A 15285-nucleotide genomic window follows, 5' to 3' on the forward strand; every position below is an offset into this window, starting at 1 on the left:
ACATCAAAAACCGCTCTGGCTTTCATTGCATGATGTTTCTTCTGAAACGGACAATTGTTCTTCCTCCTTATGCAATAAAAGAGCCAGCGGTTTTTCTGAGTATTCTTCTGTTTCTGAGTGTTCTTCTGTATGGTGTCGATAAGCTGCCGCCTGTGACAGCAGCATAGAAGCTACTGGCGCTGTCACAAATAAAAAAATCATCAGCAATATTTCATGAAAAACAAAACGCTGATCCACGAACATTGAATAAAGAAATGATGCAATGAGGATACTGCCAGTCCCCCAACTCGTACTCACTGAAGGCATATGCAAACGCTCATAAAAACTAGAAAAGCGCAACAATCCTATTGTTCCAATCAATGTGAGACCTGAGCCTAATATTAAAAAAACAGTAACAATAATAGCAGCCGCAAGCGATACATCCTCCTTCATTCAATGATTTCCCCACGCATTAGAAATTTTGCTAAAGCGATACTTGAAACAGAACCCAAAAGTCCAATAATGAGAGCTGCTACAAAGTAAATGGTTGTTCCTGAACGAATATCGAACGTAAGAAACAGAAGAATCGTAATAATATAAAGAGCATCCAAACCAATAATCCGATCTTGCGCACGTGGACCACGAATCAACCGAAACAAAGCAAGAAACATTGCCAAGCTTAAAAAAACCTGTGAGAAAAACAGTCCCCAATAAAGGATCACCATACTCATTAAAAAATCTCCAAAAGTAATTGCTCGTATCGTTGTTTAATCAACCGTTGATAATCATATCCATTTTTAAAATTTAATACATGAATCAAAAGCTCACCATTTTTGCTACTATAAGCGACCCAAACAGTTCCTGGAGTTACCGAGAGAATACATGCTAAAACAGCCAAAGCAGTGCGACTTTTAAGCAAAAGCGGCACCACAATAAAACCAGACTGCTGCCCTCGAGACCCCTTTGTTAAAACAAACCAAGCTACTGAAATATTTGAGATTATAGAATCTATAAACACCCGAAAAATGAGACGAAAGACCGCACTCCAGTTTTTAATAGTGACCGTTTCTGGCTCAAGAAGCCGCATCATCCAACCACCAAATAAAGCAATTATAACCCCTAAAAGCAATTGCCCTAGACTAAAACCGTTTAAGATTAGCCACATAAAGGCAATTGCACCACTCAAAAAAGGATAAGGAAAAAAATAACTCATCGATTCATCTCTCTATTTTTTGGAGAAAAATCTGTTAAAACACTCCCAATATAGTTTTGAGGCTCATGCAAATCCTTAGCAGTTTCAGACATATAATGGCTCATAGGACCAGCGAAAATTGTCATAAAAAAACATAACGCAAGGAGAACAGCAATAGGTGCAAATTCTATCACTTGCACACGCGGAACTTTCTCTTCAAGTGAAACCCAAAAAGTTCGGATACCAGTTCGTGTCATAGCAATCAGAGCTGCAAAACCAGATATGGTAACAAAAATCACAAAAAGCCAATCACGGAACATAGGTATAGAAGTAGAAAGCTCTCTTTTACTGTGATTAAAAACTGCCATAAACATCATAAATTTAGCAACAAAACCAGAAAAAGGAGGCAATCCAATAATTAAAATGGCACACATACAAAAACAAGCTCCAAGAATCGCTAAAGTCACGGGAAAATAGGTACCAACTTCCTCTTCCTCTTCCTCTTCATCATCACCATATACTTCCATTGTGACAGCCAAAACATTTGCAGCCACATCTTGGTTGCGTTCAACCAACTCCACTAAAAGAAAAAAAGCACCTAATGCTAAAGTTGAAGAAACAATATAAAAGAGTACACCTGCTATCAATGTTGCATTGCCCATCCCAATCGCTGTTAACAATGTGCCAGAAGATACAAGAACGCTATAAGCTGCCAGACGCACTAAAACTTGGCTAGCTAAAACTCCAATGAAACCAAAGGTCATAGTGGCAAGTCCACCATAAAATAAAATTGTATGACCAAAATTGTTCAAAGATCCGCTTTCAGAACCAAACCATAACAATGTTAAACGTAAAATAATATAAATACCCACCTTGCTCAAAAGCGCAAAAACAGCTCCAACGGGTGCTACAGCTGCACTATAAGTCGGCATCAACCAAAAATTAAGCGGCCACATACCTGCTTTGAGTAAAAAAGCAACACCTAAAAGTGCAATACCTATTTCAAATAAGACAATATCTGCAGAAGCTATATATTTTATTTTAATCGCTAAATCAGCCATATTAAGAGTGCCAACAATTCCGTAAATAAGAGCCGTACCGATTAAAAAAAACAGTGAAGCAACAAGGTTAACCGCTACATAATGCAACCCTGCACGCACACGCAATTGACCTAAACCATGCAAAGCAAGCCCATAAGAAGCTGTTAACATCACTTCAAAAAATACAAATAAATTGAATAAATCGCCTGTTAAAAAAGCGCCATTTATCCCCACCATGAAAAATTGCATTAATGATTGAAAATGTGAACCAGCTTTATACCAATGCGCCCGCGCAAAAACCAGCGCAGCAGTAATCAACAAGCTAGAAAGTAAAAGCATCATAGCGCTTAAACGATCAAGAACCAAAACAATTCCAAAGGGAGGAAACCAATTGCCAAGCCGGTAAACATTGGAAGATGGCGCTACTTCAAGCGCACGCATAATCAATAAAATAGCAATAACAACCGACAATCCTGCTGAAAAAAGACTTATCAATGATTTTAATTTTGAACGACGTTCATCATAGAAAAGAAGGATCGCTCCAGTAATTAATGGCACAAGAATAGGCAAAACGAGGAGATGATGCACCTCTATTTCCATTACTGCACCTCGCGTCCATCAACGTGATCTGAGCCAGTTAAACCGCGTGAAACCAAAAGAATGACCAAAAATAAAGCTGTCGTTGCAAAACCAATCACAATCGCTGTCAAAACCAACGCTTGTGGGAGAGGATCAACGTAATTAGCTGGATTGATCACAGTAGAAGGATTAACAATCGGTGCAGCATTACTGCGCGGTCTACCCATTGCAAATATAAAAAGATTGACCCCATAAGAAATCAAAGACAAACCGAGAATAACTTGAAAAGTTCGTGGACGCAAAAGCAACCAAATACCTGATCCAACAAGAACACCGATACCCAGCGAAAGAATAATCTCCATTAATTTTCCTTCTCTTTTGCATTCGGTCTTTTGCCGATTCGATAACTGCGGATTGATTGATGTGCAAGTGCTATTAAAATAAGAACAGTTGCTCCCAAAACTAAAGAAAACACACCAAAATCAAATAAAAAAGCAGATGCTATAGGCATATTTCCAAGGAACGGAATGTTAATATATTGAAAAAAGGATGTTAAAAAAGGATACTCAAAGAACCAAGATCCCACTCCCGTTATTACTGATAACAATAAACCAAAGCCTATCCAACGCAAAGGCAAAACTCTCAGATGATTCTCCACCCACCGAATATCGCGTGCAAGATATTGCAAAATGAATCCTATCGCTAAAGTCACACCACCAGCAAATCCACCTCCTGGAAGGTCATGTCCCCGCATAAATAAATAAACAGCAAAAGCGATAATAACTGGAAAGAGCCAACACATAATAACAGCAGGCACAGCTAAATAATCCAAGACTGTATCTCCTACATTTCGATCAGGTCGTGTTGTATCAAAGATTGCCTGAATCCGTTGTTGAGAAGGCGCATCAATACTCTCTGGAGCAGGACGAAACCGCCGTAAAAGAGCAAAAACAGTGAGAGAAACACCACCTAAAACGACAACCTCTCCCATTGTATCAAAACCACGAAAATCAACTAACAGCACATTTACAACATTGCGACCACCAGCATCAGAGTAAGCATGCGTTAGAAAAAATTCAGAAATTGTTTTACCTTGAGGGCGCGTCATCACCGCAAAAGAGAGCCATGCTATGCTCGTTCCCCCTACGAGCGCTATAACGAAATCACGAGCACGACGCAAACGCACTAAAAAATGAACAGACTTTGAAGTGGAATCATACAAACGCTTAGGCAACCACCGCAATCCAAGGAGTAATAAGACCGTCGTCACAACTTCAACGACCAATTGTGTTATAGCTAAATCAGGCGCAGAAAGCCATAAAAAGGTCGCGCAAGTCATCAAACCAGCCCCCCCCAACAGCATTAATGACGCAAAACGGTGAAATTTTGCTTGCCAAGCGACTAAAAGCGCACACACTCCGCCAACCAACCATAAAGTAAGAAAAGGAATATCAAGCGGAAAAAGCGGTAACGAACCTGCTAAAATTAAACCATCATACCAAAGTAAAAGACTAACAAATGCAAAACATACCCAAAAAATACAATGCAATTGTGTTTGCAAATGGCGTGTTGATAAAAAAGATTCCACCGCACGTGCCCATTTCCAAGAAATAATTACGAGAATTTGTTCAAAAATGCGTGATCCCTTCAAATGACGAAAAAAGGGAGCTCCATCATCACATGATAAAAAATAACGATGCGCTACAACATAGAGCAATACACCTCCTGATAAAGCAATAAAACTCATAATTAATGGAGTATTAATGCCATGCCAAACAGCTAAATTATAAGGAGATGTCGTTGGTCCTAAAACAGACACAACTGCATTATCCAAAATGGTTCCTATTGTTAAATTGGGTAAAATACCAACTGCCAAACAAATAAACACTAAAAGCTCTATTGGAAGACGCATAAAATGTGGTGGCTCATGTGGAGTTTTGGGTAAATTTACAGGTTTTGGACCTAAAAAGACACCGTGAATAAAGCGTACAGAATAGGTCACACTAAATAAGCTTGCCAGCGTTGCCACATAAGGTGCAACCCAATCTAGCCATGATTCCATATGCGTTTCAACCGCCTCAGCAAAAAACATTTCTTTTGACAAAAAGCCATTCAGCAAAGGGACACCAGCCATTGCTGCACTTGCCACTAAAGCTAAAGTTCCTGTAATAGGCATAAAGCGAAAAAGTCCCGTCAACTTACGCATATCGCGTGTCCCTGTTTCATGGTCAATAATACCAGCAGCCATAAATAAAGAAGCCTTAAAAGTAGCGTGATTAGCCATATGAAAAATTGCCGCAACACACGCAGATGGGCTACCAAGACTCAAAAGCGTCGTAACCAATCCAAGATGACTAATGGTTGAATGCGCAAGCAACCCTTTCAAGTCTTGCTGAAACATGGAAAAATAAGCGCCGAGAAGGAGTGTTGAGAGACCAGAAAAACCAACCAGCCAAAACCAAGATTCTGTCCCAGATAAAACTGGCCATAAACGAACAAGTAAGAACAATCCTGCTTTCACCATTGTTGCCGAATGCAAATAAGATGATACAGGTGTTGGAGCAGCCATTGCATTGGGCAGCCAAAAATGAAACGGAAATTGTGCACTCTTTGTTAATCCCCCCAACAAAATACAAATAAGAACAGGATTATAAAGAGGACTCGATCGGATCATCTCCCCAGACTGCAAGACTTCATCCAAATCAAAACTGCCAACGATATAGCCAATTAACAAAACTCCAATAAAAAGAGCAAAACCACCAAAACCTGTAATCGTTAGCGCCATACGCGCACCCTCACGCGCACTCGCATTATGATACCAATAGCCGATCAACAAAAAAGAAAAAATACTGGTGAGTTCCCAGAAAATAACTAAAAAGATAAGATTACCTGACAAGACTATTCCTGTCATTGATCCCATAAAGGCAAGAAAAAAGGAAAAAAAACGCGGGACAGAATCTGCTGGATCCATATAATAACGCGCATAGACAACAACAAGCAATCCAATCCCTGTAATTAAAAGACAAAAAAGCCACGACAAACCATCCATACGGAGGATCAAATTACTTCCCCATTCTGGAAGCCAAGCAATATCCAAACGCAGCACACGGTTTCCACGAACCGCTGGATAAAGCATCATTGTGAAAAGAAAACTGATAAGGGCAACAATCCCCGCAAACCACGCTTCATTATTTTTTGCTGTCGAACGAAAAAAACCAACAACAATACTTCCACTAAAGGGAAGCAAAACCAGCAATATCAACATTGCTTCCCATGTTGCCATTCTTTAAACTCCGCCCTGTCTTAACATTCTGTCATCAACAAAATGAAAGCTCTATATTATCATCATTACCATCTTTCCAGTTTTTTATGTACCATAATAAGATTTAATAAAACTTAAAAATATGTAAAATTCTCATACCATAATCATTGTGTGAAGAAAAACTTATATCACATAAAGTGCCTAAAAGATTTTTATCTTTAACATTTTTTACCCTTTAAAAACGCTAGAAAAACACTGCTTTCGAGGACCATGAAAAGGCTGATAACTATTGTCATTTTTATTGTAAGACCGATAACGTGCCATACAAGATTTAATATGTTGTTTAAGCATCCATGGCTTTCTTTCCTCTGAAACTGCCCTTTTTTTAAAAGCTGCTGCTGCTTTTCGTGACACATGCTTTGCATCTGAATGTGGAAATGTAACAAACGCCATTTCAGGATACCACCAATCATCACTATATCTACGATAACCACGACGATAATGACGATATCCTTTAAAACCATTAAGCTCTCTACGCCCCGTAACGGTCAAAGGAAGCAAATTTTCTTGGATAGAAGATTGATGAGATACCTTAACTTCAGTATCATTTCTTTTTGCAAAACCAGTAATATTGGTTATTATCATGAAAACATTTCCAATAAGCAAAATAACCAAAACATAATACAAATTCTTCGTCACAAGCATAACACAAATCTCACAACAGCTGAATTACAATTAAATTACAAACAACCTCTCCCTCGTTTAACGAAAATAGATTCTCCTTTAGGATTTTTTCGCTTGAGACAAGCTGTTACTCCATGTACTAAACGTTAATCTTAAGAATAAGATCCTTCAAAAAAGAATGGATAAACAATGATTAAAACTCCCTATTATCTTATCGATAAATCTAAGCTCATAAGGAATATGGAAATCATCGCCCGCCTACGAGAAATGTCGGGAGCAAAAATTTTGCTGGCTTTGAAATGCTTTGCCACATGGAGTCTTTTTGATTTTATGTCTGAGTATATGGATGGAACCACATCATCGTCCCTTTATGAACTGCGTTTGGGAAGAGAAAAATTTGGCAAAGAAGCCCATGCCTATTCCGTTGCTTGGGCAGACAATGAAATTGATGAAGCCTGTAGCTATGCAGATAAAATTATTTTTAATTCAATCCAGCAGCTTCAGCGTTTTTCCCACGCGACAAAAACCATTCAACGAGGCTTAAGATTAAATCCAAGGATCAGCGCATCGAATTTTGATCTCGCAAATCCTTCTCGCCCTTTCAGTCGCTTAGGTGAAACCAATAAAGACGCTATTAAAGAAATTTTGCCTCTCATCAATGGTTTAATGATCCACAATAATTGTGAAAATGCTGATTTTGATCTTTTTAATCAAATGCTCAATCACATGGAAGAACAATTTTCAGAGCTTTTCGCTGCAGTTGACTGGATAAGCCTTGGTGGCGGCATCCATTTTACGGCTGAAAATTATCCTTTAGAAACTTTTGCAAAACGTTTAAAACATTTTTCAAAAACCCATGGCGTCACTATTTTCCTAGAACCAGGAGAGGCTGCCATTACCAACAGCACCACACTAGAAGTAAGTGTTCTTGATACGTTATATAATGAAAAAAAACTTGCCATTGTTGATAGCTCAATAGAAGCGCATATGCTTGATCTTTTAATTTATCGCGAAAATGCCAAATTAGAACCCAATCAAGGCTCTCATGAAATTATGGTTTGTGGAAAATCTTGTCTTGCTGGTGATATTTTTGGAACATTTCAGTTTCCCACTCCCTTGAAAATAGGGGATAGATTATCTTTCCAAGATGCTGCAGGCTATACAATGGTGAAGAAAAACTGGTTTAATGGCGTTGCAATGCCTGCCATTGTCATCAAAGAATGTAGTGGAGCTCTAACAATTCAGCGTCAATTTAACTATGATGATTATCAAAAGAGCCTTTCATAACTCAAATGATACACAAAAAAAATCATCATACGGCAATATTAATAGGGAGATAACCTCAAAATGAAGAAAAATGTTCTCATTATTGGTGCTGGAGGTGTTGCACAGGTTGTTGCGCACAAATGCGCCCAAAACAACGATATTTTGGGTGATATTCATATCGCTTCACGGACACTCCAAAAGTGTGAAGCGATTCTTGCATCTATTAACGACAAAAAAACAATGAAAGTGAAGGGTGTTCTTCAAAGCCATGCACTCAATGCAATGAATGTTGTAGAAACTGTAAAGCTCATCCAACAAACAAAATGCGAAATTGTTATCAATGTTGGCTCCCCTTTTCTTAATATGTCTGTTCTTTCAGCTTGTATTGAAACTAAGTGTGCTTATATTGATACCGCTATTCATGAAGACCCTTTAAAAATTTGTGAAACACCTCCTTGGTATGGCAATTATGAATGGCTCCGACGTCAAGAATGTGAAAAAGCTGGTATAACTGCCATTTTAGGAGCAGGCTTTGATCCTGGTGTTGTTAATGCTTATGCTGCATTAGCGCGCGATGATTATTTCGACACAATCACTGACATTGATATTATTGATATTAATGCTGGAAGTCACGGTCGTTGGTTTGCCACCAATTTTGATCCAGAAATTAATTTTCGAGAATTTACAGGACAGGTGTGGTCTTGGCAAAATAAAAAATGGACTTCCAATCAAATGTTTGAAGTTAGCCATGAATGGGATCTACCCGTAGTTGGAAAACAAAAAGCTTATATGACAGGACATGATGAAATTCATTCATTATCTAAAAATCTTGATGTTCAAAATATTCGCTTTTGGATGGGATTTGGTGAACGCTATATTACTGTTTTCACCGTCCTGAAAAACCTTGGACTTTTATCCGAACAACCCATTAAAACAGCAGAAGGTCAAGAGGTTGTCCCTTTGAAGGTTGTGAAAGCTGTGTTGCCTGATCCAGCTTCTTTAGCACCTGACTATACAGGAAAAACCTGTATTGGAGATCTTATTAAAGGCGAAAAAGATGGTAAACCAAGAGAAATGTTTATCTACAATATAGCTGACCATAAACAAGCCTTTAATGAAACTGGTGCACAAGGCATTTCTTATACAGCTGGCGTCCCAGCAGCAGCAGCAGCCATCCTTATTGCTACTGAAAAATGGGATGTTAAGACCATGGTTAATGTAGAAGAATTACCACCGCGCCCCTTCCTGCAATATCTTAATCACATGGGTCTTTCTACCTGTATCAGAGAACAACAAGAAGATAAAAAATTACAGTTTTAAATTTGTTCTTTCTATAAGATGAAAAACACAGGAAAATCATCTCAATAAGGGATGCAAAAAAAACCGCCTCTCAAAAGGGCGGTTTTTTCAAAAATACATAAATCCATTAAACTGTAAAAATAAAAGGCACCCCATGCTTCTTCAAGAAGTACCATGAATCCTTTTAAAAACTTCTCTAGATATGAAGTGGTTTAGCAAATGTTGCTAAAGCAGCTTCTCGCACTGCTTCTGACAAAGTAGGATGCGCATGACAACAACGCCCCAGATCTTCTGATGAACCACCAAATTCCATTAAAACTGCAATCTCATGAATCATTTCACCAGCACCAAACCCAAGAATATGTCCACCCAAAATTCGATCGGTCTTTTTATCAGCAAGGATTTTAACAAACCCATCACTTTTTTGCATCGCACGTGCACGACCATTAGCCATAAAAGGAAATTTTCCAATATTATAATCAATTCCAGCAGCTTTAAGCTCTTCTTCTGTTTTGCCAACACTGGCAATTTCTGGCTGTGTATAAACAACGCTAGGAATAACATCAAAATTAACGTGCCCTTTTTGACCTGCCAAAATCTCAGCCACAGCAACACCTTCTTCCTCAGCCTTATGCGCTAACATTGGTCCTTTAACGACATCACCGATCGCATAAATTCCTGGAATATTTGTCTGCCAATGCGTATTGATTGCAATAAAGCCACGCTCATCCAATTGAATACCAGCCTCTACCAAACCGAGCCCTTCCGTATACGGAGCACGTCCAGTAGCAATTAATATAATATCAGCTTCTAAAGTTTCAGATGCACCACCCTTGACAGTTTCAAAAGTCACCTGCGCAGTTGAACCAGACTGCGTTACAGCTGTTACCTTTGCACCCATTTTATATTCGATGCCCTGTTTTTCCATTAATTTTTGAAACTGCCGTGAAACTTCACCATCCATCGATCCTAAAACTTTATCAAGATATTCAACAACAGTTACTTTAGCACCTAAACGGCTCCAAACTGAACCAAGTTCTGAACCAATAACACCAGCACCCACAACAATCATGCGCGTTGGTACTTTTTCAAGTGCCAGTGCTCCTGTAGACGACACAATAACCTTTTCATCAATTGCAACATTGACACCTGGAATACCCGAACTCTCTGAACCCGTAGCAATAACAATATTTTTGGTTGCAATCGTTTGTTGGCTACCATCTTTGAGGGTAACTTCAATTTGACCTGCACTTAAAATTTTTGCTGTACCAAAAAAAGTGTCAACTTTATTTTTTTTCATCAAAAAAGAAATGCCACTTGTATTGGCTGTTACAACAGTTTTTTTATGCATCATCATTTGTTCAAGGTTAAGTTTAGGCTTTGAAATAGAAATGCCAAGCGTTTCAAAACCATGCTGTGTTTCAGCAAATACCTCTGAAGCATACAATAATGCTTTAGAGGGAATGCAACCGACATTAAGGCATGTACCACCTAATGTCACACGCTTTTCAATGATCGCTGTTTTAAGCCCCAGTTGTGCTGCTTTAATTGCTGCTACATACCCACCTGGACCTGCCCCAATCACAACCACATCATAAGACATCCACTTTTCCTTTCATCCTGAAAACTGCACTTTTACAAGTCAAGAACAAGGCGTTCTGGATCTTCTAAACTTTCCTTAACACGCACAAGGAAAGTCACAGCTTCCTGTCCATCTACAATACGGTGATCGTAAGAAAGTGCCAAATACATCATGGGGCGGATTACAATTTGCCCCCCAACAACCATTGCCCGTTCTTTAATTGCGTGCATTCCCAAGATACCAGATTGTGGTGCATTCAAAATTGGTGTTGACATCAATGACCCATAAACACCCCCATTGGTAATAGTGAAAGTTCCACCTTGCATATCAGAAACTGCTAATTTCCCATCACGAGCAAGACGCCCTAAGCGACCAATTTCCTTTTCAATTTCCGCAAGTGACATCTGATCTGCACTACGAACCACAGGGACAACAAGACCTTTATCAGTTCCAACAGCAATTCCAGCATTGACATAATTTTTGTAAATAATATCTGTTCCGTCAATTTCTGCATTAACAGCAGGAAGCTCTTTTAATGCATGGCAAACAGCCTTAGTAAAAAATCCCATGAAACCAAGCTTAACACCGTGTTTCTTTTCAAAAAGATCCTTATAACGTTTGCGTAAATCCATCACTGCAGACATATCAACTTCATTAAATGTAGTTAACATTGCCGCTGTATTTTGTGCATCTTTAAGACGACGCGCAATTGTTTGACGCAATTTCGTCATACGAACCCGCTCTTCACGCATTTCACGAACAGGTGCTGCCGAGGAGACAGAAGAAGCAGAAGCAGAATCAACAGAAGCTTTTGTTCCTTGTGCTAACATACCAAGAACATTTTCTTTGAGAATTTGTCCACGCTTTCCAGAACCTGAAATATCACTTTTTTCAATATTATTCTCAGCCATCAATTTTGCTGCTGAAGGTGCAGGAGGCATTGTACTGCTTGACGAAGAGTGCTCTAATCCAGATACCGCAGTTGGAACAGACGTAGCAGAAGTGGAAGGCGATTGAGAAACACCGACAGCTCCAGCCTCCAAAGCTCCTAAGAGAGCATTTACTTCAACTGTATCACCTTCCTTTGCAATGATCTCAGATAATTTTCCTGCAACAGGTGAAGGAACCTCAACTGTTACCTTATCAGTTTCTAATTCAACCAAAGGTTCATCCACAGCTACAGTTTCACCAATTTTTTTAAACCATTTGCCAACTGTTGCCTCAGTAACCGATTCGCCCAAAGTAGGAACACGAATTTCAGTAGCCATAATATTTTTCCATACGTCAGAGTAGTAATAAATTAAGAACTTAACGCATCTTCAAGAAACGCGGCAAGTTGTTCAAGATGTTGTACCATCAACCCAGTAGCTGGTGATGCACTTGCAGGTCGCCCTACATAGCGTGCACGTGAAGATTGCGCATTAATACGAGTCAAAACCCATTCCAAATAAGGTTCAATAAACGACCACGCCCCCATGTTTTTTGGCTCTTCTTGGCACCAAACAATTTCTGCTTGCAAAAAGCGTGATAGCACATTCACCAAATTGTTTGCAGGAAAAGGATAAAGCTGCTCAATACGCAGCAAATAAATATCATCAATTCCTCTTTTTTCACGCTCTTCATAAAGATCATAATAAACCTTTCCTGTACAAAGAACGACACGGCGAATCTTACTATCTTTCTGCAATTTAATAACAGAATCTTTTAAACATTCTGCATCATCAAGCAACAAGGGGTGAAAACGAGTTTCCCCTTCCATTTCACGTAAAGAAGAAACAGCACGCTTATGACGCAAAAGTGACTTTGGTGTCATCAAAATTAACGGTTTACGGAAGTCGCGTTTAATTTGCCGACGCAAAATGTGAAAATAATTTGCAGGAGTTGTACAGCTAGCAACCTGCATATTATCCTCCGCACAAAGTTGCAGATAACGCTCTAACCGCGCTGAAGAATGTTCTGGACCCTGACCTTCAAAACCATGAGGCAATAAGCACACAAGACCCGACATACGCAACCACTTACGCTCTGCAGATGAAATAAACTGGTCAAAAATAACCTGTGCACCATTGGCAAAGTCACCAAATTGCGCTTCCCAAAGGGTCAAACCATGCGGTTCAGTAAATGAATATCCGTATTCAAAACCAAGGACTGCTTCCTCAGAAAGCATGGAATTTACAACTTCATAAATTGCCTGTCCCTTTTTCAAGTTGTTTAAAGGGATATAACGCGCTCCATTTTCTTGATCATAAAGAACTGAATGGCGTTGCGAAAAAGTTCCACGTTCAACATCTTCACCAGAAAGACGAACTGGTGACCCCTCTAAACAAAGTGAACCAAAAGCTAAGGCTTCAGCCGTTGCCCAATCAACACCTTCACCAGTTTCAAAAATTTTAGCGCGATTATTCAAAAAACGCTGAATCGTTTTATGAACATGAAAATCTGATGGAATTTTGATGAGTTTCTGACCAATTTCCTTTAAAGTTTTTAACTCAACACCCGTCGTTACACACTGTTGCTCATCAACATCACTAGAAGATTTAAGTCCCGTCCAACACCCATCAAGCCAATCTGCTTTATTGGGTTTATAAGAAGTACTCGCCTCAAACTCCATTTCAAGCTTATTGCGCCACAGATTTTTTTTCTGCTCAATTTCTTCTGAAGAGACGACACCCTCTGTCACTAACTTTTCACTGTAAAGTTGAAGAGTCGTTTTATGGTTACGGATCGCCTTATACATAAGAGGCTGTGTAAAAGAAGGCTCATCACCTTCATTATGCCCAAAACGGCGATAACAAAACATATCAATGACCACTGGCTTATGGAAAATTTGACGAAATTCTGCCGCTATTTTTGCACTAAAGAAAACAGCCTCAGGATCATCACCATTCACATGAAAAATTGGTGCATCGATCATTTTTGCTACATCTGATGGGTAGGGTGAAGAACGCGAAAAACGTGGATCAGTTGTAAATCCAATCTGATTATTGATAATCACATGAATAGAGCCTGCAACGCGATAACCTTTTAGACCTGAAAGACCAAAAGTTTCTTGAATGACACCTTGTCCTGCAAAAGCAGCATCACCATGAATAAGCAGTGGTAAGACTTTTGCACGCTCACTTAATGGAATAACGTCAGTACGTGTAGGACCCACAAGTTGATCCTGTTTAGCACGTGCCTTGCCAATAACAACTGGGTCAACAATCTCAAGGTGAGATGGGTTGGGCAAGAGTGATAAGTGAACCTGTTTGCCATCAAACTCAAGATCAGCTGAAGTTCCCAAGTGGTATTTTACATCACCAGATCCCTCTACATCATCAGGTTTATAAGATCCCCCTTTAAACTCATGAAAAATAGCGCGATGCGGTTTAGCCAAAACTTGTGAAAGAACATTTAAGCGACCACGGTGCGCCATTCCCAAAACAACTTCCTGCACGCCCAAAGCACTACCGCACTTAATAATCTGCTCAAGAGCAGGGATCAGCGCTTCACCACCATCAAGACCAAAACGCTTTGTTCCTTTATATTTTGTATCTAAAAACTGCTCAAACCCTTCCGCTTCAATAAGTTTATCGAGAATAGCCTTCTTATCTTTCTGCGTAAGAGCAGTTTGCTTATCTTGTCCCTCAATCCGCTCTTGAAGCCATGCTTTTTGAGCAGGATCAGAAATATGCATATACTCTACACCGATTGTTGAACAATAGGCACGATTGAGAATTTCAAGAATCTGCGGAATAGTCGCATATTCTAGTCCTAAAACATTATCAAGAAAAATTGGACGTTCATAATCAGCAGAAGTAAAACCGTAAGCTTCTGGAGATAATTCCTGATAATCTTCTAGCTTTTCTGCCAACCGAAGAGGATCAAGCTGTGCGTGAAGATGCCCACGTGCTCGGAAAGCACGAATCATCCTAAAAGCATGCATAGAATCACGTGTTGCTTGAACGATGTCTTGTTCATGAGAACTTGCTTTTTTTTGTGCAACACCAACAGCTGCTTTTGCTTTGTCCTTTAATTTATCACCAATATGTTTTTCAAGAACAGACCAATTGCCATCAAGAGCAGAAATTAACTCTCCGTTTTCTTTTAATGGCCAGTTATCACGTTGCCATGTAGCTCCTTCAGCATTTTTGAGAACATCCTCTTTGTTATCTTGAAGAGTTTCAAAAAAAGCACGCCACTGTGAATCAACATTAGTGGGATTTTTTTCATATTCGGCATAAAGCTGGTCTATATAATCTGCATTTCCACCATATAGAAATGACGTTTGTGCAAAAAGACCATTCATCTCATCTTGCCTTGCCATATATCTTCTCCGGAATATCTCTTCCGTCTCCTTATATACTTTTTCGACCTTTAAATGCTTACAAGGCAAATGAGGGTCGAAAAACTGCAAAAAAGT

The 15285-nt window shown here is 39.3% G+C and carries 12 protein-coding genes; 2 read left to right on the top strand and 10 right to left on the bottom strand.

Features of this window, described 5'->3' with window-relative positions:
* Nucleotides 1-3: 3 nt before the first annotated feature.
* From mnhG to ACMFKV_RS00505, 7 genes are all read right to left on the bottom strand, one after another.
* Nucleotides 4-432 carry a monovalent cation/H(+) antiporter subunit G gene (gene mnhG / locus ACMFKV_RS00475; protein ID WP_336287579.1) on the bottom strand — a complete coding sequence of 143 codons (429 nt, stop codon included), beginning with the start codon at nt 430-432 and terminating at the stop codon, nt 4-6.
* Entirely contained in the window at nt 429-710 is a 282-nt protein-coding gene (locus ACMFKV_RS00480) for a K+/H+ antiporter subunit F (protein ID WP_332059991.1), read from the bottom strand. The genes mnhG and ACMFKV_RS00480 overlap by 4 nt, the downstream gene beginning before the upstream one ends.
* Nucleotides 710-1192 (bottom strand): Na+/H+ antiporter subunit E, encoded by a 483-nt coding sequence (locus ACMFKV_RS00485; RefSeq protein ID WP_336287580.1) that lies wholly within the window; start codon nt 1190-1192, stop codon nt 710-712. Before ACMFKV_RS00485 ends, ACMFKV_RS00480 begins: the two co-directional genes overlap by 1 nt.
* Nucleotides 1189-2811, bottom strand: a complete 1623-nt coding sequence (locus ACMFKV_RS00490; RefSeq protein ID WP_413154213.1) for a monovalent cation/H+ antiporter subunit D — start codon at nt 2809-2811, stop codon at nt 1189-1191. The genes ACMFKV_RS00485 and ACMFKV_RS00490 overlap by 4 nt, the downstream gene beginning before the upstream one ends.
* On the bottom strand, nt 2811-3152 hold the full coding sequence (locus ACMFKV_RS00495) for a Na+/H+ antiporter subunit C (RefSeq protein ID WP_336287582.1): 342 nt from the start codon (nt 3150-3152) through the stop codon (nt 2811-2813). The genes ACMFKV_RS00490 and ACMFKV_RS00495 overlap by 1 nt, the downstream gene beginning before the upstream one ends.
* The gene (locus ACMFKV_RS00500; RefSeq protein ID WP_413154214.1) at nt 3152-6073 is read right to left on the bottom strand and encodes a monovalent cation/H+ antiporter subunit A; all 2922 of its coding nucleotides are present in this window, start codon (nt 6071-6073) and stop codon (nt 3152-3154) included. Before ACMFKV_RS00500 ends, ACMFKV_RS00495 begins: the two co-directional genes overlap by 1 nt.
* 207 nt (nt 6074-6280) lie before the next feature.
* A complete protein-coding gene (locus ACMFKV_RS00505) occupies nt 6281-6757 on the bottom strand; it encodes a BA14K family protein (protein ID WP_336287584.1) in 477 nt (158 codons plus the stop codon).
* Between the two features lie 168 nt (nt 6758-6925).
* Here ACMFKV_RS00505 and ACMFKV_RS00510 point away from each other — a divergent pair, with 168 nt between their 5' ends.
* Together ACMFKV_RS00510 and ACMFKV_RS00515 are read left to right on the top strand one after the other, a co-directional pair.
* Nucleotides 6926-8023 (top strand): carboxynorspermidine decarboxylase, encoded by a 1098-nt coding sequence (locus tag ACMFKV_RS00510; protein ID WP_336287585.1) that lies wholly within the window; start codon nt 6926-6928, stop codon nt 8021-8023.
* A 60-nt stretch (nt 8024-8083) separates the two neighbouring features.
* Nucleotides 8084-9322 carry a saccharopine dehydrogenase family protein gene (locus ACMFKV_RS00515; protein ID WP_336287586.1) on the top strand — a complete coding sequence of 413 codons (1239 nt, stop codon included), beginning with the start codon at nt 8084-8086 and terminating at the stop codon, nt 9320-9322.
* Between the two features lie 175 nt (nt 9323-9497).
* Here the strand turns inward: ACMFKV_RS00515 and lpdA are convergent, their stop codons facing one another.
* From lpdA to ACMFKV_RS00530, 3 genes are read right to left on the bottom strand one after another with little or no spacing between them, the layout of a single operon-like run.
* On the bottom strand, nt 9498-10904 hold the full coding sequence (lpdA, locus tag ACMFKV_RS00520) for a dihydrolipoyl dehydrogenase (RefSeq protein ID WP_413154216.1): 1407 nt from the start codon (nt 10902-10904) through the stop codon (nt 9498-9500).
* A gap of 32 nt (nt 10905-10936) precedes the next feature.
* Entirely contained in the window at nt 10937-12151 is a 1215-nt protein-coding gene (gene odhB, locus ACMFKV_RS00525; protein ID WP_413154217.1) for a 2-oxoglutarate dehydrogenase complex dihydrolipoyllysine-residue succinyltransferase, read from the bottom strand.
* Between the two features lie 32 nt (nt 12152-12183).
* Complete coding sequence (locus ACMFKV_RS00530; RefSeq protein WP_413154218.1) at nt 12184-15189, bottom strand: 2-oxoglutarate dehydrogenase E1 component; 3006 nt, start codon at nt 15187-15189, stop codon at nt 12184-12186.
* Nucleotides 15190-15285: the final 96 nt, after the last annotated feature.

Source organism: Bartonella propinqua (assembly GCF_047263965.1).
In the GTDB taxonomy this organism is placed as follows: domain Bacteria; phylum Pseudomonadota; class Alphaproteobacteria; order Rhizobiales; family Rhizobiaceae; genus Bartonella.

Coding starts and splice junctions, on each gene's coding strand:
- ACMFKV_RS00490 (WP_413154213.1), bottom strand. CDS start 2,811: ATGGAAATAGAGGTGCATCATCTCCTCGTTTTGCCTATTCTTGTGCCA.
- ACMFKV_RS00495 (WP_336287582.1), bottom strand. CDS start 3,152: ATGGAGATTATTCTTTCGCTGGGTATCGGTGTTCTTGTTGGATCAGGT.
- ACMFKV_RS00500 (WP_413154214.1), bottom strand. CDS start 6,073: ATGGCAACATGGGAAGCAATGTTGATATTGCTGGTTTTGCTTCCCTTT.
- ACMFKV_RS00530 (WP_413154218.1), bottom strand. CDS start 15,189: ATGGCAAGGCAAGATGAGATGAATGGTCTTTTTGCACAAACGTCATTT.
- mnhG (WP_336287579.1), bottom strand. CDS start 432: ATGAAGGAGGATGTATCGCTTGCGGCTGCTATTATTGTTACTGTTTTT.
- ACMFKV_RS00480 (WP_332059991.1), bottom strand. CDS start 710: ATGAGTATGGTGATCCTTTATTGGGGACTGTTTTTCTCACAGGTTTTT.
- ACMFKV_RS00510 (WP_336287585.1), top strand. CDS start 6,926: ATGATTAAAACTCCCTATTATCTTATCGATAAATCTAAGCTCATAAGG.
- odhB (WP_413154217.1), bottom strand. CDS start 12,151: ATGGCTACTGAAATTCGTGTTCCTACTTTGGGCGAATCGGTTACTGAG.
- ACMFKV_RS00485 (WP_336287580.1), bottom strand. CDS start 1,192: ATGAGTTATTTTTTTCCTTATCCTTTTTTGAGTGGTGCAATTGCCTTT.
- ACMFKV_RS00515 (WP_336287586.1), top strand. CDS start 8,084: ATGAAGAAAAATGTTCTCATTATTGGTGCTGGAGGTGTTGCACAGGTT.
- lpdA (WP_413154216.1), bottom strand. CDS start 10,904: ATGTCTTATGATGTGGTTGTGATTGGGGCAGGTCCAGGTGGGTATGTA.
- ACMFKV_RS00505 (WP_336287584.1), bottom strand. CDS start 6,757: ATGCTTGTGACGAAGAATTTGTATTATGTTTTGGTTATTTTGCTTATT.